General features: G+C 36.4%; 19 protein-coding genes. 14 read left to right on the top strand and 5 right to left on the bottom strand.

Features of this window, described 5'->3' with window-relative positions; translation table 11 throughout:
* The first annotated feature begins 71 nt into the window (after positions 1 to 71).
* Positions 72 to 7,544, top strand: coding sequence for a DUF7507 domain-containing protein (locus MKX66_RS02020; protein ID WP_326997364.1), 7,473 nt, complete (start codon positions 72 to 74; stop codon positions 7,542 to 7,544).
* A 47-nt stretch (positions 7,545 to 7,591) separates the two neighbouring features.
* On the opposite strand, the gene MKX66_RS02025 is transcribed toward MKX66_RS02020, so the two are convergent.
* Positions 7,592 to 8,149: a CatB-related O-acetyltransferase gene (locus tag MKX66_RS02025; RefSeq protein WP_215590040.1), complete on the bottom strand. Its 558-nt coding sequence runs from the start codon at positions 8,147 to 8,149 to the stop codon at positions 7,592 to 7,594.
* 139 nt (positions 8,150 to 8,288) lie between these two features.
* Here MKX66_RS02025 and MKX66_RS02030 point away from each other — a divergent pair, with 139 nt between their 5' ends.
* The 8 genes from MKX66_RS02030 (at position 8,289) to MKX66_RS02065 (ending at position 13,373) form a co-directional block, all read left to right on the top strand.
* Positions 8,289 to 8,630, top strand: a complete 342-nt coding sequence (locus MKX66_RS02030) for an ASCH domain-containing protein (protein ID WP_215590039.1) — start codon at positions 8,289 to 8,291, stop codon at positions 8,628 to 8,630.
* Positions 8,627 to 9,022, top strand: a complete 396-nt coding sequence (locus MKX66_RS02035) for an NUDIX hydrolase (RefSeq protein ID WP_060749166.1) — start codon at positions 8,627 to 8,629, stop codon at positions 9,020 to 9,022. Before MKX66_RS02030 ends, MKX66_RS02035 begins: the two co-directional genes overlap by 4 nt.
* Positions 9,023 to 9,108: 86 nt before the next feature.
* Complete coding sequence (locus tag MKX66_RS02040; RefSeq protein ID WP_000070943.1) at positions 9,109 to 9,729, top strand: acetate uptake transporter; 621 nt, start codon at positions 9,109 to 9,111, stop codon at positions 9,727 to 9,729.
* 142 nt (positions 9,730 to 9,871) lie between these two features.
* Positions 9,872 to 10,315: a flavodoxin gene (locus tag MKX66_RS02045; RefSeq protein ID WP_001062757.1), complete on the top strand. Its 444-nt coding sequence runs from the start codon at positions 9,872 to 9,874 to the stop codon at positions 10,313 to 10,315.
* Between the two features lie 16 nt (positions 10,316 to 10,331).
* Entirely contained in the window at positions 10,332 to 11,312 is a 981-nt protein-coding gene (locus tag MKX66_RS02050; protein WP_341085371.1) for a WD40/YVTN/BNR-like repeat-containing protein, read from the top strand.
* A 136-nt stretch (positions 11,313 to 11,448) separates the two neighbouring features.
* Positions 11,449 to 11,649, top strand: a complete 201-nt coding sequence (gene cspB / locus MKX66_RS02055; protein WP_001179147.1) for a cold shock-like protein CspB — start codon at positions 11,449 to 11,451, stop codon at positions 11,647 to 11,649.
* A gap of 189 nt (positions 11,650 to 11,838) precedes the next feature.
* Positions 11,839 to 12,684: an exonuclease gene (locus tag MKX66_RS02060; protein ID WP_193652433.1), complete on the top strand. Its 846-nt coding sequence runs from the start codon at positions 11,839 to 11,841 to the stop codon at positions 12,682 to 12,684.
* Positions 12,685 to 13,025: 341 nt separating this feature from the next.
* Positions 13,026 to 13,373, top strand: a complete 348-nt coding sequence (locus tag MKX66_RS02065) for a hypothetical protein (protein WP_002087722.1) — start codon at positions 13,026 to 13,028, stop codon at positions 13,371 to 13,373.
* A gap of 313 nt (positions 13,374 to 13,686) precedes the next feature.
* Here MKX66_RS02065 and MKX66_RS02070 read toward each other — a convergent pair whose 3' ends face one another.
* Both MKX66_RS02070 and MKX66_RS02075 read right to left on the bottom strand, forming a co-directional pair.
* Positions 13,687 to 14,778, bottom strand: coding sequence for a DUF3900 domain-containing protein (locus tag MKX66_RS02070; protein ID WP_002014380.1), 1,092 nt, complete (start codon positions 14,776 to 14,778; stop codon positions 13,687 to 13,689).
* 115 nt (positions 14,779 to 14,893) lie between these two features.
* On the bottom strand, positions 14,894 to 15,220 hold the full coding sequence (locus MKX66_RS02075) for a hypothetical protein (protein ID WP_002087720.1): 327 nt from the start codon (positions 15,218 to 15,220) through the stop codon (positions 14,894 to 14,896).
* Between the two features lie 464 nt (positions 15,221 to 15,684).
* Between MKX66_RS02075 and MKX66_RS02080 the strand changes: the two genes are divergently transcribed.
* Together MKX66_RS02080 and MKX66_RS02085 are read left to right on the top strand one after the other, a co-directional pair.
* A complete protein-coding gene (locus tag MKX66_RS02080) occupies positions 15,685 to 16,596 on the top strand; it encodes a VanW family protein (protein ID WP_002128453.1) in 912 nt (303 codons plus the stop codon).
* A 223-nt stretch (positions 16,597 to 16,819) separates the two neighbouring features.
* Positions 16,820 to 17,728: a VOC family protein gene (locus MKX66_RS02085; RefSeq protein WP_326997365.1), complete on the top strand. Its 909-nt coding sequence runs from the start codon at positions 16,820 to 16,822 to the stop codon at positions 17,726 to 17,728.
* Between the two features lie 54 nt (positions 17,729 to 17,782).
* Here MKX66_RS02085 and MKX66_RS02090 read toward each other — a convergent pair whose 3' ends face one another.
* A complete protein-coding gene (locus MKX66_RS02090; protein ID WP_002033611.1) occupies positions 17,783 to 18,301 on the bottom strand; it encodes a GNAT family N-acetyltransferase in 519 nt (172 codons plus the stop codon).
* A gap of 313 nt (positions 18,302 to 18,614) precedes the next feature.
* Here MKX66_RS02090 and MKX66_RS02095 point away from each other — a divergent pair, with 313 nt between their 5' ends.
* Together MKX66_RS02095 and colA are read left to right on the top strand one after the other, a co-directional pair.
* Positions 18,615 to 19,292, top strand: coding sequence for an MgtC/SapB family protein (locus MKX66_RS02095; protein ID WP_002033612.1), 678 nt, complete (start codon positions 18,615 to 18,617; stop codon positions 19,290 to 19,292).
* Positions 19,293 to 19,495: 203 nt separating this feature from the next.
* On the top strand, positions 19,496 to 22,411 hold the full coding sequence (gene colA / locus MKX66_RS02100; protein WP_215590035.1) for a collagenase ColA: 2,916 nt from the start codon (positions 19,496 to 19,498) through the stop codon (positions 22,409 to 22,411).
* Between the two features lie 34 nt (positions 22,412 to 22,445).
* Here colA and MKX66_RS02105 read toward each other — a convergent pair whose 3' ends face one another.
* Entirely contained in the window at positions 22,446 to 22,949 is a 504-nt protein-coding gene (locus tag MKX66_RS02105; RefSeq protein ID WP_149190807.1) for a GNAT family N-acetyltransferase, read from the bottom strand.
* A 254-nt stretch (positions 22,950 to 23,203) separates the two neighbouring features.
* Here MKX66_RS02105 and MKX66_RS02110 point away from each other — a divergent pair, with 254 nt between their 5' ends.
* A complete protein-coding gene (locus tag MKX66_RS02110) occupies positions 23,204 to 23,602 on the top strand; it encodes a DUF2871 family protein (RefSeq protein WP_002033617.1) in 399 nt (132 codons plus the stop codon).
* Positions 23,603 to 23,744 lie beyond the last annotated feature (142 nt).

Below are 23,744 nucleotides of genomic sequence, written 5' to 3' on the forward strand. Positions count from 1 at the left end.
GTACACTCTATAGTTTGTCTACATTTTATAGTATAGAGCACTTTTTACTATAAATGAAATGAGATGATTACGTGCCTTTTTTGAATCGCTTTACAACAACAGTAACTGGTGCCGTCACGTTCACTGGGAATACGTTGGGACTTAGTCCTACATCGCCTGCGCCAGGTAATATTTTTGGTACACTTGCTGTATTTACGACAGTAAATACGTCGTTACAAGTACCAGGATTCCCAGCAGGAACAACGGATGACTGGCAATTGAATTCTTCAAGTGCAATTTTAAACCTTCCGGCAGGGAGTAGTATTTTGTATGCAGAGTTGGTTTGGGCTGGTACTTTCCGGACTGATACGGAAGATGTATTACCATTTTTAAATGATAATATTACATTTACAACACCAGCAGGAACATTTTCAGTTACGCCAGACCCTGCTACCGCGCAGCAAGGTTCGGTAGGAAACCAGTTTTATTATGCTCGCTCTGCTAATGTAACGAATCTTGTAAGTGCAGGTGGGGCAGGCACATATACAACAGGTGCCGTGCCAGCTGCAAGAACTTCAGCTGATCCAACAATCAGTCGTTCAGCTGGCTGGACGCTTGAGGTAGTTTATCAAAATGCAAGTTTACCACTTCGGAATTTATCAGTATATGCAGGTCAAGAAATTATCGATGCTTCATCCCCTCCAGTTGATGCTACTATTTCAGGATTTGCTACTCCAGCAACAGGAGCTGTTACAGGAAGATTGCTCGTAACTGCTCAAGAAGGTGATTCTAACATTGTTGGAGATCAGCTTCGCTTTGGACCGAATGCAAATGCTACAGTCGCATTATTCGGACCGAGAAACCCCGCGAATAATTTCTTTCAATCACAAATTTGTAATGATAGTGGCAATCTAGATACGAGCGGCACATTTGGAGATTTGAATCAGCCGTTAGGAATCGCTTTAGCAGTCCGAAGACAAGGGTGGGATATTACGAATGTAGACGCCTCATCTTCTTTAGTAAACAATCAGACGTCAGCAACTGTTCGCTTTGTCACAAATGGAGATGGATACGCTGCAGCTGGTTTTGGTGTTCAAATTGATGCGACAGGTCCAATCATTAATCCTGTTAAATCGGTTAATAGAACAGTTGCAGGGGTAGGGGATACTCTCACCTATACGATTACGGTCCCGAACACAGGAACAGGAAGTGCAGAAAACGTTGTATTACAAGATAGTATTCCGAACGGAACGACATTTGTAGCAGGTAGTGTAACGGTAGGTGGAGTAACACAACCGAGTGCGAATCCAGCGAATGGAATTAATTTAGGTACAATCCCAAATAACACGCAAAGAATTGTTACATTTCAAGTTCGAATAACATCGTTCCCGAACCCAAACCCTATTCCAAATCGTGCAATGGTGTCATATCAATTCCGTCCTTTTGTCGGTAGTCCCCCTATTACAAGTACGTCTTCTTCAAATACAGTACAAACGACAGTGAATCAAGCAACTATAAGTATGCAAAAATCTGTAGACCTACAGACGGCAACGCTTAATGACGTATTAACGTACACAGTTAATGTCACGAATAATGGGAATGTTGCTGCAAACAATGTTATTTTTGTTGATAGTATCCCTGCAGGAACAACATTTGTCGCAAATAGTGTTACGGTAAATGGAGTAGCACGTCCAGGAGCGAATCCATCAAGTAGTATTAATCTTGGAAGTATTAATGCTTCACAAACGACTGTAGTGCGCTTTCAAGTTCGAGTAACATCTAATCCTCTTGTAAATCCAATTCCGAACCGTGCAAGTGTAACATTTAACTTTACTCCAGTGCCTGGCCAACAACCAATTTCAGGTCAAGCGACAAGTAATACTGTATTTACTACTATTAATATAGCTGATATAAGAACGAGAAAAACAGTGGATAGAGCTTTTGCGACAGTTAATGACGTTCTTACGTACACCGTTACAATTGAAAATACAGGAAATGTACTTGCGACAAATGTTATTTTTCAAGATCCGATCCCAACTGGAACGACTTTTATTCCAAATAGTGTGACTGTAGATGGGGTTTCACAGCCTGGAGCAAATCCTGCGACTGGGTTTACAGTAGCGAATATATCTCCAGGTGGAAGTAGGACAGTGACTTTTCAAGTACGAGTCACATCTACGCCATCAGGAGGGACGATTGCGAATCGTGGAAATGTATCGGCTAATTTCGTCGTTATTCCGAATCAGCCGCCAGTAACGATTAATAGACAAACGAATACAGTTGTAACACAAGTTAATACAGGTGGTTTAAATGTAATAAAGGAAGTGAATACAACGCAAGCGGCAGTAGGGGACACTTTAACATACACGATTGCCGTCCAAAATACAGGAAACGTTCCGTTAACAAATGTGTTTTTCCAAGACACTATTTCTTCCGCTGTTTCATTTGTTGCAAATACTGTAACGATTAATGGAGTACCGCAAAGTGGATTGAATCCGAATACAGGATTTTCTCTTCCAAATATTCCTGCGGCTCAAACCGTTGTAGTCACATTTGACGTATTAATTGTACAGGATCCAGAAAATGAAGATATTTTAAATCAAGCAAATGTAACAGCAAGTTTTCAAGTGAATCCGAGCGAACCGCCAGTAACAATCAATGTTCCTAGTAACATTGTGAATACAACTGTACAATCAGGGAATTTTGAAGTTGTGAAAGCAGTGAATACGGATGTTGCAACGGTAGGGGATGTTTTAGTATATACAATCGAAGTCATAAATGCAGGTAGTGTACCAGCTACAAATGTATTTTTCCAAGATTCAATTCCACAAGGGACATTATTTATTGAAAACAGTGTATTTGTTAATGGTGTTTTACAAGAAGGGGCAGATCCAGAACTTGGATTCCCATTAAATAATTTGCCTACTGGCGCGAGTGTAATTGTTACGTTTGAAGTATTGATTGATGAAATTCCCCAAGGAAATAATGTCGTAAATAATGCGAATGTAACTGGAGATTTCCTTGTAAATCCAACAGAGCCACCGATTACTGTAACAGTACCAAGTAATACTGTTATGACAGTCGTGAATTCTTCAGGGTTAAATGTAATGAAAAGTGTAAGCGCTACTGAAGCAGGTGTAGGAGATACGTTAACGTATACAGTTCGTATACAAAATAGTGGAACAGTAGCAGCAACAAATGTATCATTCCTCGATCCTATTCCATCTGGAACAACGTTTGTAGCAAATAGTGTAACAATAAATGGAACACCTCAGCCAGGTTTAAACCCAACGACTGGATTTCCGCTTGCCAATATTCCAGTAGGAGGGATGGTAACAGCTGCTTTTCAGGTGACAATCACGAGTGTACCACCAAATAGAGTTCTTCCGAATAATGCAAATGTGACTGCTGATTTTCAAGTAAGTCCTTTGCAGCCACCAATTACAATTGTAACAATTAGTAATATTGTTGTGACGCGAGTGAATGTAGGATCAATTAATGTAATAAAGAGTGTAAACACACCGCAAGCAGGTGTAGGAGATACGTTAACGTATACGATTCTTATTCAAAATACAGGAACTGTTCCTGCAACAAATATTATTTTTCAAGATCCGATTCCTGTTGGAACTGCGTTTGTAGCGAATAGTGTCACGATAAATGGAGTTGTTCAGCAAGGTGCAGACCCTGTGGTAGGTTTTCCAGTTCCGAATATTCCAGTTGGGCAAACCGTTACAGTTACGTTTCAAGTTATAGTGACGAGTGTCCCGAGTGGTGGAAATATTAGAAACCAATCAAACGTTACTGCAAGTTTTCTTATAAATCCAGCTAATCCTCCAATAACGACTGTTACGAATAGCAATTTCGTCGTGACGCAAGTAAACACAGCACAGTTAAATATACAAAAATCTTCATCTGTACAACAAGCGGCACTTGGAGAAATTTACACGTATTCTGTTGTCATTAGAAATAATGGAACGGTAACAGCAACGAATGTCTCTTTCATTGATCCAATTGCTCCAGAAACAACATTTGTAGCAAATAGTGTAACGATAAATGGAACTCCTCAACCTGGATTTGATCCAAATATAGGTTTTACGCTTCCTAATATAGCTGCTGGAACATCATTGACTGTAACGTTCCAAGTAACAGTAGTTGCGCCATCCACGCGCGGAGCCGTACTAAACACCGCATCTGCAACAGCCACTTTTTTATTAAATCCTTTACAGCCCCCTGTAACAACGACGAATACAAGTAATACGACAGTAGTTACGATACCGTTACCTCCTCCTGGTGAAGTAACAGCAACAAAAACAGTTGACGTTGCAACTGGAGCGGTTGGGGATGTATTAACGTATACCGTGCTAATTTCAAACGTAGGAATTATACCTGTTACAGATGTGTTCTTCCAAGATGTCATACCAGAAGGAACGACATTTGTAGAAGATAGTGTAACGATAGGTGGGGTGCAGCAACTTGGTTTAAATCCAGAAATAGGATTTACAGTTACTCCATTATTAATTAATGGTGGAAGTATTGAGGTAACGTTCCGAGTGACGATTACAGAAATTCCAGATAATGAAGTCATATTAAATGATGCAGACGTTACATTTACTTCACAACCAAATCCGCAGGAACCACCGATTACGGAAACGATATTAACAAATTTAGTCGTTACGACAATTAATATAGCGTTTATTTTTCCGTTAAAACTAGTAGATAAAGAAGTAGCGACTGTAGGAGAAATTTTAACGTATGATGTATTGATTTTTAATTTTGGAACAGTGGCAGCGACGAATGTTCAATTTATAGATACTACTTCCGCGGGTGTAGCATTTGTACCAGGAAGTGTGAGCATAAACGGGGTACCAGCACCAGGATTAGATCCTTTTATCGGTTTTACAGTTCCAGATATACCTGTAGATGATTTTGTACTTGTCACATATCAAGAGATGGTAACGAGCATACCAGAAGGTGGAACAGTTGTTAACTTTGTAGATGTTACGGCTACATTTGCTGTAAGTGAAACAGAGCCGCCTATTACTGAAACAACGACAAGTAACACGACATTAACCGAAATAAATGAACCTGGTTTGAATGTTTTAAAATCAGTAAGTGAGCCAATTGTTGCAGTAGGCGATACAATCACATATACGACAGTAGTTCAAAATACAGGGACAGTGACAGCGACGAATATTCAATATAGTGATGTATTACCTTCCTCTATAGCATTCGTGCCGAATAGTGTAACGATAGGTGGTGTGATACAACCTGGGTTCAATCCTAATAATGGATTCCCACTTCCAGATATAAATTCAGGGGGAAGTGTAGAAGTCACGTTCCAAGTAACCGTTGTTAGTGTTCCATCAAACGGAACAATTGCCAATACGGCAAATGTTACTGGAAGCTTTATATTAGTACCAGGAGAACCACCAGTTATAGTAAATCAGCCAAGTAACACAACGCTCACAACTGTAAATAGAGGACGCTTTAATGTTATTAAACAAGTCAATAGAGCTGCTACCTTAGTTGGAGATGTATTAACGTATACAGTGCAAATAACGAATACAGGAACAGTAACAGCTAACGATGTTCAGTTTATTGATACGATTTCAGCAGGAGCGTCATTTGTACCAAATAGTGTAACGGTAAATGGAACTCCGCAACCTGGTTTGAATCCGATTACAGGGTTTGGAATTGGCGATATACTTGTTGGCAATACGACTATAGTGACGTTCCAAGCGACAGTGACAAATATTCCATCTTCAGGAACGATAACGAATGTTGCAAATATAACAGGAAGTTTTACTTTAGTACCAGGAGAACCACCAGTTGTAGTAACAGAGCCGAGTAATACGACAATAACAAGGGTAAATAGAGGGCGATTCAATGTTATAAAAACTGTCAACAAACAGGCGACACGATTAGGAGATACGTTAACGTATAGTGTGCAAGTTACAAATACAGGAACGGTAACAGCGACAAATGTGCAATTTATTGACGTTCCATCACCTAGTTTAGAATTCGTTCCAGGGAGTGTACAGATAAATGGGATTCCACAAGTAGGTTTAGATCCTTTTGTAGGCTTTTCATTACCGGATCTTGCAGTAGGAGATAGCATACTAATCACATTTGAAGTAAATGTAATCGTAATTCCGCCTTCTAGTAGCATTATGAATACAGCGAGAGTAACTGGTGATTTCGAATTGATTCCAGGAGAACCACCGTTTACAATTACGAATTCAAGTAATACGACAGTCACACCAGTAAATAGAGGCAGTTTAGATATGCTGAAAGAAGTAGATCATTCAATTGTTGGAGTAGGAGAAACGGTAACGTACCGTGTTCGCATATTAAATACTGGTACGGCTGATGCAATGAATGTTCAATTTATTGATGTGTTATCTCCGGAAGCGGCTTTTGTACCAAATAGTGTAACGGTAAATGGGGTAGCACGTCCAGGAGTAAATCCGCAGGTTGGATTTACGATTTTAGACATTCCAGTCGGTGAGACGGCGATTGTAACATATGAAGCTACAATTACAAGTTTTCCAGATGGTGGTACAGTGGTGAACGTTGCTGGGGCGTTAGCTGAGTATATTTTAGTACCAGGAGAGCCGCCAGTTACAGTAATGGACACGAGTAATACTGTGATTGTAACGGTAAATACTGCAATTTTATTTGTTGCAAAAGGAGCAAACTTTGAAGTAGCGATGGTAGGAGATGTTGTCACTTACGGAATTGCTGTTATAAATGATAGTACAGTTCCTGTGACGAATATTGCTTTAACGGATATCATTGATCCGAATACGTTATTTATAAATGGCACGGTAACAGTAAATGATGTACCTTTTCCATTTGCTAATCCGAATACTGGTATTCCGTTAGGTGATTTTCAACCAAATGATGCAGCAATTATTAATTTCCAAGTTGTAATAACAGGAGGGCAAATAAATAACTTAGTTACAAATACAGCGACAGCGAGTGGGTTTGCAACTGTGAATCCAAATGAACCGCCTGTAGTAGTTGAAGGCGATAGCAATACAGTTGTTATCCCGTTTATTCCTCAAAATGTTTCAACAACAGTCGTAAAAACGGCAGATCTTCAATCAGCAACGATAGGCGATGTTATTACGTTTACGACAGTTATTACAAATACGGGAGATACAGCGATACAAAATATTCGTTTTCAAGATATGTTAGATAGTAGTGTTCAATTTGTTCCTGGAAGTGTAACTGTTGATAATACGCCAGTGCCAAATGTAAGCCCAGTATCAGGGTTTCTTATAGGAAGTTTAAATCCAGGTGAAGCACGGACAGTTTCGTTCCAAGTAACAGTTCAGAGTGCACCAAGTGGTTCAGGAAATTATATTAATCAAGCGAGTATTCGCTTCGAACATCAAGTAGGCACAGTATTGCCACCTGTTACACAAATAATAGATAGTAACATAGTTGTCATTCCATTCGTTCCAACGATAGAACAAATTTGTGAAACAAACTTTAATTGTTTAGACAAAATTCCATTTCACTGTTCTCCGTGTAATCAGTTGCGAATAAATAAAAAATAAACACAAAAAGAGCATCCTGAAAGAATAGGATGCTCTTTTTGTTTAGATCAAGTAGCTTCTTCTTCGGGAGAAGTGAAAAATTCGTTGACTTTGTTGGAGAGTAGAAATGGAATAGCTCCTTTTATAACGGAAATGTCCCAGTCCCACCATGCAAGGTTTTCTAGTTTTTCAATGATTTCTTGCGGGAAACGATATCGAACTAGTTTGGCAGGATTACCAGCGACGATTGCATATGGAGGTACGTCTTTTGTAACAACACTCTTGGCCCCGATAATGGCCCCGTTACCAATTGTAACACCAGATAAAATGCAGGATTGATAACCAATCCATACATCATTGCCGACTACGACATCACCTTTTGAAGAAGGATGACCAGTAATGTGTGCTCCTTCTTCGAAGAGGACATTAAATGGATAAGTTGTTATCCAATCAGCACGATGTTCACCGCCAAGTACGAAAACGACTTCTTCTCCTAATGAACAAAACTTACCTATTTTTAATTTTGTTTCATCATTCCAAGAAAAAATAATAGGGCCTACTTTACTGTAAGTATAATCACCGATATCATATTTATTATATTCAGGTTTTTGATTTAAATATAACATACTAATTTTATCATCCTCTCTAAAGAAAGTAATGGATATGGAACATTATATGCAAGGTGAAGTAAGGCGAACTATGTTGTATGAAATAGTAATGTGCAAAAATGTTAGTAGGCAAGATGAATAAAAGGGAGTGAAATGTATGAGATACGAAATGGGATTATATAATAAACCTTTTCAGTCGATTCAATTAGGAAAAAAAGTATATGAAGTACGCTTATACGATAAAAAACGTCAACTTATAAAACAAGACGATGAAATTGTATTTACGAACCTTACGACAGCAGAAACGATGGCTGTAAAAGTAACGGAGATAGAACGATACGAAAGCTTTAAAGCAATGTACGAACAAATTGATAAAAAATTATTTGATTGTGAAGAACTTAGTATAAAAGAAATGTTAGAAAGTACATACGGAATATATACGAAAGAACAAGAAAAAGAATGGGGAACAGTTGCGATTGGTGTTGAGGTAATAAAGTGAGAAGAAATCGCGGTGCAGCTATAATTATACAAGGTGGTAAAATCGCTCTTATAAAACGTGTTCGAGAAGGTGAGCTGTATTTTGTTTTTCCAGGCGGGGGAATTGAAGAAGGAGAAACGCCTGAAGAAGCAACGAAGCGAGAGGTTTATGAAGAATTAGGGGTACATATACAAGTGGAGCATCGGATTGCAAAGGTGGAGTATAAAGGTACGGAGTATTATTATAATGCCCATATTATAGGTGGAGTTTTCGGAAGTGGTAAAGGCGAGGAGTTCGAGCTGAAAGATAGAGGGAGTTATATTCCTTTATGGATGCCGGTAAATGAGTTGCCAAATTTAAATGTAAAACCTTATGATGTGGCCAAATGTGTATTTGATTATTATGGAATATAAGGTCTGACAACATACAAAAAAAACCATTGACATAGCCTTCTGATTTAAGTATTGTATTCGAGTATGTTTATAATCAGGAGGTTTATATGAGCAATCAAACTACTACACATCATGTGAAAATGACAACAGCAGATCCATCTGGAATCGGTCTATTTGGATTAGCGATGGTAACACTTGTAGCATCATCTCAAAAGTTAGGCTTAACAGATGGCGTTTCACTTGTATTACCATGGGCAATCTTTTTAGGAGGATTTGCACAAATCTTTGCATGCATTCACGATGCAAAGCACAACAATACGTTCGGTACAACAGCATTTGGTGCGTACGGCCTATTTTGGTTAGGTGTTGGAATGACTTGGTTAATTCAACTTGGAGTATTTGGTGAAAAATTAGCCCAAACTGCAGATTCAAAACAGCTCGGTGTAGCCTTTATCGGATACTTGATTTTCACGATCTTTATGACAATTGGTGCAATGGAAACACATAAAGTATTATTTATGATTTTCGTCCTTATTGATTTCTTATTTATCGGTCTTTCATTAAGTACTTTAGGTGTTATGCCGCACGCAATGCATAATTTAGCAGCGTATTCTGAACTATGTATTTCATTATTATCTTTCTATGGTTCAGCAGCAGCTGTGTTAAATACACACTTCGGAAAAGTTGTATTACCAGTTGGAAAACCCTTTGGTATTTTTAAAAAGTAATAAAAAAGAACAGATGATTGTATAGTCATCTGTTCTTTTTTTTATGGAATAAAATAAAATAGCAAAAAATATAATTGAAATTGATTCTCATTATTAATATAATGAGAATGAGAATCATTTATTGTAAGAGGGGGATGCCAAAGTGGCGAAAATTTTAATAGCGTATGCAAGTATGTCAGGGAATACAGAGAGTATTGCTGATTTAATTAAAGTAAGTTTAGATGCCTTTGATCATGAAGTAGTATTACAAGAGATGGAAGGTATGGATGCTGAAGAATTATTAGCTTATGATGGAATCATTTTAGGATCTTATACGTGGGGTGATGGTGAATTACCATTTGAAGCGGAAGATTTCCATGATGAGTTAGAAAATATAGATTTGACGGGTAAAAAAGTGGCTGTTTTTGGATCAGGTGATACGGCGTATGAACTGTTTTGTGAAGCGGTAACGATATTTGAAGAACGTCTTGTAAAATGTGGGGCAGAACTTGTACAAGAAGGATTGAAAATTGAATTAGCTCCAGAAGATAAAGAAGACGTTGAAAAATGCAGTGATTTTGCAATTGCTTTTGCCGAGAAGTTCTAGGAACGGGAGTGTCAACGTGGAAACAATGTTAAGTGCAACTGCTATTACAAAGTTAAGAGATGGAAAGCTTTTGTTAGCTACTACATATAATGGTTTATTCATTGAAAAAGATGGAGAATGGAAACAGGCTTTAACTGGTTTCCAAAAACGAATTCGAGATTTACATAGTGAAGGTAACGTAGTTTACGGAGTAGGGGACGAAGGAGTTTTTATTCGTAGTATGAATGGTGGAGAAACGTGGACGATCCAGCGCTTTCCAACGAAAGCAACGAGCTGGAATGTATGTAGTAATGAGAATGGAACAGTAATTGCTCATGGAGATAAAACACTATATCATTCTAATGATTTTGGTTCCACATGGGAGATTATTCAGCCATTTCTTAATTACGGTAGTGAGGCACCATCTATTCGATCATTATTTTTATATAAACATTACTTATTTATCGGTACGAAAATACATACTAAATATGGTGGTGTTTGGCTTTTTGATTTAGAGACACGTAAATTAAAAAGGATTAAAATAGCGATGAATCAGATGATTTCTGCGTTGACTATACATAATTCCTATTTAGTAGCGGCAAGTGGATCGTGCAAGGGGATTAGCGGAAATATTTCTTTTTGCAGAATAGATGAGAGTATCGAAAGTGATAAAATAGGTTGGCATACATGTCAAAGTGAACAAAAAGCGAGTAGTTATTTAGATTTAAGTGTGGATCAACATGTGTTATATACAACGTCAACGCAAAATAAGGCGGGAATTAGCACTGTTTGCCGTGTGCTTCTTGAAGAAGGAATTGTTACAGTATGTGATTCGGTTAAAGGGCATGGTTGGCGCATTGTTAATGAAAAAGAAGGATATGTTGTAGCTGGATCAGGTGAATTAAAAACGATGCAGTGGAAAAAAAAGCTGTATAACTTTAAAAAAACTTTACTTTTATTATATTGGTATGATATAGTTACTTTAAACCATTTTACTTTTAATAATATAGAGATTTAAATGAGCTGTAACTTCCGAGGAGGATAGCAATGTTAAATCTCCTCTGGGGTTGCAGTTTTTTAATATATGATGTATTATTGTAAAGTGGTTGAAAATGAATATGTACATATAGGTACATTGTAGGAGGATTTTTTAAATGCAAAACGGTAAAGTAAAATGGTTTAACGCAGAAAAAGGTTTCGGTTTCATCGAGGTTGAAGGCGGAGAAGACGTATTCGTTCATTTCTCAGCTATCCAAGGCGACGGCTTCAAATCTTTAGAAGAAGGTCAAGAAGTTACTTTCGAAGTAGAACAAGGTAACCGTGGACCTCAAGCTACAAACGTAAACAAGAAGTAATTATGAAAAAAAGAAGGGCTTGCCCTTCTTTTTTTTTGCGTTTTTATTGAATATCCTCCTATGTACATGTAATAATAAGACTGAATTTTTGATTTTTATGCGAAGTTTTTCATGCATAAAGTGCATTAATAAATAAATACTGAAAATAAAGTATGTGTGTGAAAAGGAATTTAGAAAGAGGTAAATAAATTGAAAAACGCTACACACTTCATTGTGTTTGATATTGAAAGGAATTTTAGGCCGTATAAATCAGAAGATCCGTCAGAAATAGTTGATATTGGAGCTGTAAAAATAGATGTGAGTACAATGAAGGTTATTGGAGAATTTTCAGAGTTAGTAAAACCAAGTGCCCCATTAACTCGTCATACAACAAAATTAACTGGAATTACAAAGAAAGATTTAATAGGTGTAGGGAATTTCCCTCAAATTATAGAGAAATTTATTCAGTTCATCGGAGAAGATTCAATATTTGTTTCATGGGGAAAAGAAGATTACCGTTTTCTATCTCAAGATTGTACATTATACGGTGTAGAATGCCCATGTATGGAAAAAGAGAGCAGATTTGATGTGCAAAAATTTGTTTTTCAGGCGTATGAAGAATTATTTGAGCATACACCAAGTTTACAATTTGCAGTGGATCAGCTCCGCTTAACGTGGGAAGGGAAGCAGCACCGGGCTTTAGCAGATGCTGAGAATACAGCAAATATCTTTCTGAAAGTATATGGCGAGAGAGATATTAACAAGCGATACAAGAGACATGGTGAGCTTGAACTTGTAAAGAACGGAAAACTAACAGAAAAAGCGAAAAAAAGGATGCGGAAATGGGTGTTTAAAGAACTGAGAAAAAATACAGAGCGTCCTTTTGTATGGAATGCATTTGAAAGTAGTGACACGTGGGAAAGTATAACGGAAAGATATTATATAAGTGAATCAGCAGTAGAACTTCTGAAAAAACACTTTCCTACTGCGGTGAGAAAAGCGGAGCGGCAGCTTAGGTATTTGGCTGAGATGGAGAAAGTAGTAGAAGAAAGTTAGTAATAAAATTTATTTTATTCATATGTACAACTAGACTTCAGGATTAAGTTGCTGAAGTTTAGTTGGAGAATTCACGGCTTGTCCTGTATTATTAATGGAATATTTTGTTGTTTTTAGTACGGATATACATAGAAAAGAGTGTAGTTTAATGGAAGTAATCTTTAACATTTTAACCGTTTTAGTTTTTTTGATAATATTTACCACACTATTTGAACTAATTACACTTCCTTTCATAGCAAAGAAGAAGAATTGGAAAAAGCTTAATATATCTTTAGCTCGTGGTGTATTAAAGATTAAAATCGAAGAGTAAGGTAAGAGTCTTATACAAGGGAGGTGTGATAGTGATAGACTTGGAAATCAAAGATGTCACCGTACAGATGGAATTAAATGGTGTCTTTTGGAATGAGGATGGAATTGCTGAAATGATGGTGACTACAAAAGCGGAGCATTCTCTTATTCTTCGTCTAGTAGTTGACTTAGAAAGTAAAACGATTCGTGCGATGAATGCCGAGATAGTGGGTGGGTTCTGTCCTCTATGTAAACAGAAAAGGAACGAATGTAGTGAACTTAATGACGTGCAAAATAAAATGGATATTTTAGAAGAAGCCTACGATTGGGTGAGAGAGCATCCGGAATATCGTTTTCAATTATCTTTTTACGAGTACAATAAATTTGAGGTAGTAAAGTGAAATTTTCATTTTAACAACATACATAATGACTAAAAGGAAAAACACCAAAAACTTATAGAAGGACTTGGTCAACTAGGAATATTGAAGTAGATGTCTCTCATGGAAATACGCTTGTACAACAAGGAAGGAATCTGCTTGATTCTACAAGAAATGTCATCTTGGACCAAAAATATTTTTTGAAAATAAGCATATTTGTTATAAAGAAGAAAAACCGATTCTTAGTAGAATCGGTTTTTAGTATAAATGTCAACTATGTCCCAAATAAAAGAGCGCTTGTTAATAGAGCTCAGTAAAAATAGGTATATGGAAGCATTTATTCGATCCCATTCGGATCATAAGAATACTGCTGTTTATTCTCAATCCGCTCAATTACGTCTTGTAATTCATCCGGCTTCAAAAACTCAATTGGAGAGAAGCCTTTCTCAAACGTAAGTGTATCAGCCTCAATCATTAATACATATCGGTCGTTTACCTTTGCAATATGTATTAGGTCTCCGAAATCAGCAAGCAAAGCCTTCACAGAGATATGATCTGCTTTTAGCTTTAATTCCACTTCAGGGGCGTGCTCGACGATTTGAGCGGTAGCTTCCATTACTTCTTCTGTTGAAAATTGTTCCATAATTTCGCGTTTCGGACTGGCAGCCCATACTTCCATCGCTTGGTCGAACTGTTCACGTTCTTCAGTACCTTCTTCAAATACATCTTCAATTTGGTCGTATACCATGTCCATTACTTGTGTTTTCATAATTTCAGGCATAGAGCGTTCGTATTCGACGAATTTTAAGAAGTCTTCAAAGTAGCGGGCGTGTGATGCTTGGTGTATTTTTAGTTCGCCAGGCTCCACCATACCTTCTTCAGGCATGTATGGGTACTGGATAGATTTCATATTCTTTGTTGTGATGGCCATTTCAACGTTACGAATAAGTGTTGATTCATCAGAAATGGAAGCAACCTTTGGTTCGAAGTCACATTTCATTACGAATACGAATGGATCATCAAAGTATTTGCGTAGTTTTGCTTGAGCGATTAAAAACACACCACCACGTACAGCGCTTGTGTCAAGGTATGTATAAACGAGAGGTTCGCTCATATCTTTGAAGTTTTCTTTTGTTTCTGCAAAGCGAATACGATTAAATAAGTTGTAATGAGGGTTTGAATCGAGTTCATGCCCTTCTTCTACAATAAAGCGACCGATCTTCGTTGGGGCTTGTTCTGTTTTTGCGTGACGTTCTACTTTTCGCTTTGAAATTTTTAATAATTCACCATTCAAAAATTCTTTTAAAGAGCTATCTTCATACTCTTCAGCGTCTAATGTTTGAAAATGTTTATAGCGCTTATCAACTGCTTCACCTTTTCCTTCTACTTGTACTACATAAAAGGAAAGAAAATTTATTTCAAAATCCATATTTATCACCTTGTTTCATTTCATTAACTCTTATCAGTATAGAGATGGAAAAAACTTTCGTCAATTTATATAAGGAAGGGGGAGCCCCTTCCTTATATATTTGTTATTTTCGAAATTAAAATCCGTCTTCTAATGCTGAAAATGGAATATTTAGCCTATTTTCTACTGTACGTAAACGCTGATTTAAGCGGTTTAATCTACGCGTATGACGCTCAACTGTGTTTTCTAGTTGACGTACTCTTTGCTCAAGCTCATTTACTCGTCTTTCTAATTGACGGTTTCCAGTACCAGGGAAAGAGATTGGAAGTTGAAATTGTCGATTTTGATCATATGGATTAACTTGTTCTGTTTGATCTATATATTGTTGGTATTGTGCCTGTAAATCATACTGAGGTTGGTAACCATATTGGTTATATGGATCATAAGGATTGTAGGGATACATAAAAACATCCTCCATTTCTTTATAATAGGTTAAATTCATCATAATGTATGTGCAAAAGCGGAGTAGTGGCACGGCAAATACCTATATACCTGAAGTGAATGATTGTTTTTACCGATAAAAGCTCGGTTTAAGTTGTTAATAATGATCACATATGAGAAAGCGGTATTGCGGTTTCTGAAGCATGCAGGTGAATAGAGAGGTGAAATGAAAGGGTGTTACATTTGTATTTCATCTGTTGAATGGTATATACTGGATGGAGATAGGTTGCATAAAAGTTACAATTTTATCAAACTCGAAAATTTATATAAATATGTATAGACATTTACAAAAGAAAAGAGTAATTTTAATAGAGTAAAAAACAACTTGTAACATTTTCTGAATATATTGTAAAATGATTGTAACAAAAGATACATAAAAATGAAATAATACATAAGAAATAATGTTGGGGAAAAGGAGAGAGTATATTGTTCCGAAAAATAAAGGGTATATTAGTAGGGGTGCTATGCGTAGCTGTAGTAAGTGGTTGTGGTACAAAAGTAAGTGATGTGGCATTAGTAAGTGATTTTGGTGGGAATGTTGTAGAGGCTAAGGCTGATGTGCAGGATTCAATTAGCTTAGTGGATGGGCGTACTGGTACTGAAGTGAAAAAAATAGACTTATCGAGTTTAGGTTATTTTGAAGATGAGGCGAAATTCAAAAAATCCGTAACGAAGGTTGCAGGTGAAGTCGGGAAAAGTGTTGACAAAAAGATGGTCCCTTCACGTATAGCATCTGATGGATCATGGCAAGAAGGAAAGCCTTCTTTTGAATTAATGGAAAAAGAATTAGTAGATAAATTATTAAACGTTGGTATGTGGGATTCTTCATATCAGTTACCTATCGTTGAGAAAAAGCCTACCGCAACATTAAGTGATGCGCAAGGAAGTGGCACGGTAATTGGTAGATATGAAACGAATTTAGGTGGATCAGCAGGTGGCCGTATTGAGAATATTCGTTTGTCGGCAGCGAGCATAAATGGAGTTGTATTAGCAAAAGGAGACAGTTTCTCTTTCAATGCATTAATCGGTGATACAACGCCAGATAAAGGATATCAATTAGGTAAAGAAATTGTAGATGGTAAATTAGTAGATGGTTATGGTGGTGGTGTTTGTCAAACATCATCAACGCTATACAATGCAGCAGATCAAGCTGGTTTGAAAATGGTAGAGAGAACTACACATTCTAAAACAGTAGGTTATGTCCCTCAGGGAAGAGATGCAACAATTGCTTATCCATATTTAGACTTAGTATTTGAAAATACGAATGATGCTCCTGTTAAGCTTTATATGGGCATTCAAGGTGGAAAGTTAGTTGCTGAAGTACATAAGATGAAATAAATATGTAGTTAAAGGATAAGAAAGTAAAATATTTATAGTTTCTATAATTGAATCCATCTCTTCTGAATTTCAGAGGAGATGGATTTTTGTCATTAATGGCCTTCCTTAAAAAACTATGAATTCTGATTTTTCTTATTTACATAGTGTGTTTTTAGTTGTATCCTTCATAGTAACGGCGATGTTAGTTTGTTTTGAAATAAAGGATTAGGAGAGGAAGTTATTCATGGTACAAATTCATCCGAAAACACGTATTGGTCATGTCGAATTTAAAGTAAAAGATTTAGAGCGTCAAATTGCTTTTTATGAGAATGTAGTAGGGTTAGAGGTAAGTAAGGAAGACGGGAATAAAGCATATTTAACAGGAAAAGGTGGTAAGAATACGTTACTTGTTCTTGAGCAGTTGGAAGATGCAGCGCTACAAGAACCGCGTACGACGGGTATATATCACGTTGCCTTTTTAGTTCCGACTCGTGAAGCTTTTGCTTCGGCACTATTTGGTGTTATTCGCAATAAAAAGGTAATTGATAGTCCGGCTGAGCAAGAAGGACGTTATACATATTCAAATGAAATTTTGCCAATTTCAAGATTTAATAGTGCAAGTGATCATACGTATAGTGAGGCGTTTTATTTACAAGATTTAGAGGGGAATGGTATCGAGATTTATGCAGATCGCCCTCGAGGTCAATGGAGAGAAGGGCCAGGGGGAAGTACGCCACTAGATTTAAAAGAACTGGCAACGCTCGTTAATTATGAGTTTGATGGATTACCTGCTGACACTGTCGTTGGGCACGTCCATTTACGAATAGCTGATGTAGAAAAGTCACATGAGTTTTATGTAGATACAGTAGGTTTTGAAGTACAACAGCGTGAAGATGATTGCTTATTTATTTCGGCAGGAGGGTATCATCACCATATTGGTGCAAATACGTGGAACGGGGTAAATAATCCACATCCACCAGCACATGCAACTGGACTAAAAGTGTATACGATAGTACTACCGCATAAAGAAGCGTTAGATGAAGTGAAAGAAAGATTAATAGAAAAACAACATGAAATAAATGAAACTACAAATGGATTTACTGTAGTAGATCCAAGTGGTATTACAGTGCAGTTTGAAATAGAAGCAGTATAAAAGGAAAAAGGAGCCAGAAAGTGTTTAATCACTTTCTGGCTTGTTTTTGATTATTTAGAGCTCAATCCAATACCTTCTCACAACATTCCCATCTTCTTCAGTGAAATCATCATCACGGAGACCGCCGTTATGTAAAATCGTTTTCTCTGAAGCAGTATTCACTTCGTCGCAAACGACAAGTGCTTTCGTGATGTTTAATTCTTTCGTTTTTTCTAATGATAACTCTAGTAACTTTGTAGCATAACCTTTTCTTCTTTCAGAAGGGCGAATACCATAACCGATATGGCCTCCAGCATTAAATAAATGCTCCGTCAAACTATGACGAATATTAACAGCTCCTACAATTTTATTTTCATTTGTAACAAGCCAATAAGTAGAATCTGGTACCCAAGTTTCAGGAATATTTATTCCGTTATGTGCGTCGTGTAATTCTTGAATCATTGCCGTGAAATTAGAAGGATTTTTTGAAATAACCCATGGAATCATCGTTTCACCGCTATCTTTCCATTCGTTATAAAAATCTAAGTATTCTTCTTGTAAATCAGTAGTAGGTGTAAGTAAAGAGACGTTCATTGTTAGTAAGCTCCTTTTATTTATGTTTTATTTCACAAAAATTATGATATAAAATGAAAGCGTTTCCTGATTTTCTCAACCTCATTTCATGCAACTCATATACCATTTTTAACTGAAAATAAGTTAGACGTTGAACTTTAAAGTTTTTTTGTATGAGAAGTAGGTTGTTTTATTTATGTTAATATTTAAAATATTAACATAAATAAGTTGAGATATTAAGTATATTTTAATGAAATGCTTTTATATCGATAAACGGATGTTTGTGATAATTTTTGTTTTATCTATCTATAATGAATGAAAGGGGGAAATGCCCGTGAGCTTACATATTGATTTTATTATACGAATCGGTGTTGCCGGTTTATTAGGAGCAATAATTGGAATTGAAAGGGAAATTCGCTCAAAAGAAGCGGGATTAAAAACACATTTCCTAGTAGCCGTAGGGAGTGCTTTAATAATGGTCGTTTCGAAATATGCTTTTTCGGATATTGTGTTTGAAGAACATATGGCTCTTGATCCGAGCCGGATTGCAGCGCAAGTTGTTAGTGGAGTTGGATTTTTAGGTGCAGGTACAATCATTATTCAAAAGCAGGCAGTGAAAGGATTAACGACAGCGGCTGGTTTATGGGCTACAGCAGGAATAGGGCTAGCAATTGGAGCAGGTATGTATGTTGTAGGGATTGGAGCGATGATTCTCGTTTTGATTGGTTTAGAGATTGTAAGTCGTATTTTTAAGGTGCAATTTTTATTTCCGCAAAATATAACGGTGCAAATGTGTATAAATAAACACGAAGCGGTACAACAAATAGTAGAGACGCTACGAGTGAAAGGTATTCCAATACTTTCATATGAAATTGAAGCCTTACAGCAAGATACAGAAATAGTTTATAAGGTAGGAATGCAATTGAAAAATATATCGTCAGAAGAAAAGAATGCATTTATTCAGCATATGCAAACATTGCCGGAAATTACGTTTATAAAGTTAAAATCATAGTGTTGAAATAGAGGATAGATGTAGCAGGAATTTCGCTATTATCTATCCTTTTTTGACATAAATCACATGTGAAGTCAAGTGTTAATTTCGCTTTGAATGGATACATGTGTGAACGTTCCCTTCTTTTTTCTCAATACAGAATAAATAGTCAGAATAGTAAAATAATGGAGCGGGACACTAAAAAATGTAAGGTAGGGGAGAGCATGAAAGGCTATTCAAAAAAAGTTTTAGTAGGGGTAAGTTTTGCTAGTTTAATGTTAGGGAGTTTTCAAGGAAGCATATTGGCGGAAGATACTAAGGGAGAGCAAGTTTCATATCGAAATGTGCTAAAAATGGAGCCGGTTGGTGTACAACTGCCCGTGGAAGAATTAGCTCATTCATCGAAAGTATTAGAAAGCAAGTCTTTTGAGAAAAGGCTACAATTTGCTGATTTATCGCAAAGACCGCCTGAAGTAAAAAAGGAAAGTAAGCAATTAGCTGTAGCAAAAACTTATACAATTGCTGAATTAAATCAATTAAGCAATCAACAATTAGTAGATTTACTTGTAACAATCGATTGGGAGCAAATTACGGGGCTATTTCAGTTTAATAAGGACAGTCTTGCATTCTATCAAAATGATAGTAGGATGCAGGCAATTATTGATAAATTGAAGCAGCAAGGACAGGCTTATACGCAAGACGATTCAAAAGGGATTGAGACATTAGTGGAAGTTTTGCGATCAGGGTTTTATTTAGGGTTTTATAATACAGAATTAAGTAAACTAAATGAACGTAGCTATCATGACAAGTGCTTACCTGCATTAAAAACGATTGCGAACAATCCAAATTTCAAACTCGGTACGTTAGAACAAAATAAAGTTGTATCATCATATGGGAAATTAATAGGAAATGCTTCGAGTGATGTGGAAACGATAACATCGGCTGCAAAGATTTTTAAGCAATATAATGATAATTTTTCTACATTGGTAGATAATCTTTCAGCTGGAAATGCGATTTACGATATTATGCAAGGTGTTGATTACGATATTCAATCGTATTTGTACGATACGAGAAAAGCACCGAAAGATACAGTATGGTACCAAAAAATAGATAGCTATATTAATGAATTAAGTAGATTCGCGTTAATGGGAACGATTACAGAGAAAAACGGATGGCTTATTAATAATGGGATTTATTATACAGGTAGACTCGGCACATTCCATAGTACAGGGACAAAAGGATTACAAGTTGTAACAGATGCGATGAAAATCTATCCTTATTTAGGTGAGCAATATTTCGTAGCAGCTGAGCAAATTACGACGAATTATGGCGGGAAAGATGCAAACGATAACGTTGTAAATTTAGATCAAATACGAGAAGATGGGAAGAAAAAGTATTTGCCGAAAACGTATACGTTTGATGATGGTGCAATTGTTTTAAAAGCGGGAGATAAAGTGACTGAGGAGAAAGTTAAACGTTTATATTGGGCAGCAAAAGAAGTGAAGGCACAATTCCATCGTACGGTTGAAAGTGACCAACCGTTAGAAAAAGGAAATCCAGATGATGTATTAACGATGGTTATTTATAATAGCCCGGCTGAATATCAATTTAATCGTCAATTGTACGGGTATGAAACGAATAACGGCGGTCTTTATATAGAAGGAACAGGTACGTTCTTTACTTATGAACGTACGCCAGAAGAAAGTATTTATAGTTTAGAAGAATTGTTCCGACATGAATTCACGCATTATTTACAAGGTAGATATGAAGTGCCAGGACTTTGGGGACAAGGTAAGATGTATGAGAATGAGAGATTATCTTGGTTTGAAGAAGGGAATGCTGAGTTTTTTGCAGGTGCAACGAGAACGGACAACGTCGTTCCAAGAAAGAGTATTATAGGAGGGCTATCTTCGAATCCAGCAGAACGTTATACCGCAGAGCGAACGTTAAATGCAAAGTATGGAACGTGGGATTTCTATAATTATTCCTTTGCTTTACAATCGTATATGTACAATAAGAGATACGATATGTTTGATAAAGTTCATGATCTTATTAGGAAAAATGATGTAACAGCATATGATGCATATCGCTCTGCTTTAAGTAAAGATGCGAATTTAAATAAAGAGTATCAAGACTATATGCAAATGTTAGTAGACAACCGTGAGAAATATAATGTTCCGTTAGTGTCAGATGATTATTTAGCAACTCATGCACCGAAACCAGTTTCAGATATTGCCGCAGAAATTACAGCGGAAGCAAAATTAAGTAATGTATCAGTAAAGAAAAATAAATCACAATTCTTTAATACATTTACACTGCAAGGAACGTATACAGGTACTGCTGCAAAAGGAGAAAATGAAGACTGGAAAACAATTACGCAAAACGTTAATGATACGTTAAAACGTTTAAGTGCAAAAGAATGGACAGGCTATAAAACTGTAACAGCATACTTTGTGAATTATCGTGTGAATGCATCAGGGCAATTTGAATATGATGTTGTGTTCCACGGTATTAATACAGAAGAAGGTGCAGTGAATAAAGCGCCGGTCGCGGTTATAAATGGTCCGTATAGCGGACATACGAATGAAGCGATCTCGTTTAAAAGCGATGGATCAAAAGATGAAGATGGGAAAATTATTTCTTATAAATGGGAGCTTGGTGATGGTACTGTAAGTAATGAACAAAATCCAACTCACGTTTATACAAAAGAAGGGACGTATACAGCGAAATTAACAGTAACAGACGATAAAGGGTTAACTAATACTGCTACAACAAGTGTAACGGTTCAAAAGAAAGAAGATAACAGTGTAGAAAAAGAGCCAAATAATTCATTCCAAACGGCAAATAAACTGCAGTTAAATCAAGTTTTACGTGCTAGTTTAGGAAACGGTGATACGAGTGATTACTTTGAAATAAATGTAGAAACTGCGAAAAACCTTCAAATTAATGTAACGAAGGAAAATAATATCGGAGTAAACTGGGTTCTTTATTCAGAAGCAGATTTAAATAATTATGTTACGTATGCACAGCAACAAGGAAATAAATTAGTAGGTAGTTACTATACGTATCCAGGGAAGTACTATTTACATGTATACCAGTATGGTGGTGGAACAGGGAATTATACGGTAGAAGTGAAGTGAAAAAAAGGGTCGCCATGAATGGCGACCTTTTTTGTTATGCGTTATACCCGAATAATTTTAGATTTTCTCCTGAGTCTGAAATTATTTTTTCGAATCGCAATCCTACTTTTTCTAACAGCGTGCCTGAAGCAACATTATCTATAGAAGTAATTGCTACAATTCGTTTCAGTCCGAGCTTTTGTACACCGTATTCGATTACTGCAGCAGCTGATTCATAGCCGTACCCTTTTGAACGGAATTTTTCTAAAAAAGCAAAGCCGATATCAACATCTTCTAATGAATCTCTTTTAATAAGGCCGCACATACCAAGTGGAGTGAGATCTTCTTTTCGTTCAACTAAGTAAAGACCAAAGCCCATTTTATTGTACATATCGACGGGTCCGTTTAAGATGTATTTTTTTGCATCTTCTAAGTTTTTAATGCCTTTATCACCAATAAATTGAATCCATGCAGGATCATTTACTAATTCAAGAATAAACGGAGCATCTTTTACATCGAGCCAGCGAAGAGTGAGTCTTTCAGTTTCAAGAACTATCAATCTATTGCACCACCTTTAAAAGTTATAACAATTAGTATGGATTGTGCGAAATAAAAGTGCAAGTTATTTTAATTGAGAGTTACTGTTCACATAAAGTTCGATTGTTTTGTATAAAAGGATATTTTATAATTAGGATTAATTGTAAAGAGTGAGATACTTATACAATGACTCCTAGGAAACTAGGAGTTTTTACTATATAACTATCATTATTACTAAATATGACACACTACACATTCTACTCAAGGAGGTACATAATGAAGAAATTATATAATGCATCGTTTACTTATTTGATTATCGGTTTATTGTCAGGAATATTTGCTAGGGAGTATGGGAAATATAAAGGGATTTTAGGCTCTACTTTATTAAATCTTTTGCATACGCATACGTTAGTACTTGGCTTTTTCTTCTTTTTAATTGCTTTAGGATTAGCGAAAGTATTCGCGTTTCATGAAGTGAAAGGATTTAATAACTGGTTTATTTTACATAATATCGCATTAACTTTAATGTTAGGATCGCTGGCAGCGAGAGGACTTCTTCAACTAAATGGAGCGGACTTTAAAGGGTTAACTTATATTGTAGGGTTCTCTCATTCTATGATGGCATTTACTTTAGTTTGGTTTATGATTTTATTGAAAAAATCGTCTAAAATATAGTTTTAAAAAAGAACTTGTAGGGAATATTATCTAGGGTAAAATATTTATAATCAAACTACTAAAAAGGTATTACATTTTAATGATGTAGTGCCTTTTTTATTGTAGTTACATTTAAATATCTACGGTATTATATGTAATATAA

Origin of the sequence: Bacillus sp. FSL R9-9530 (assembly GCF_038008145.1) — a bacterium.
GTDB lineage: Bacteria > Bacillota > Bacilli > Bacillales > Bacillaceae_G > Bacillus_A > Bacillus_A mycoides.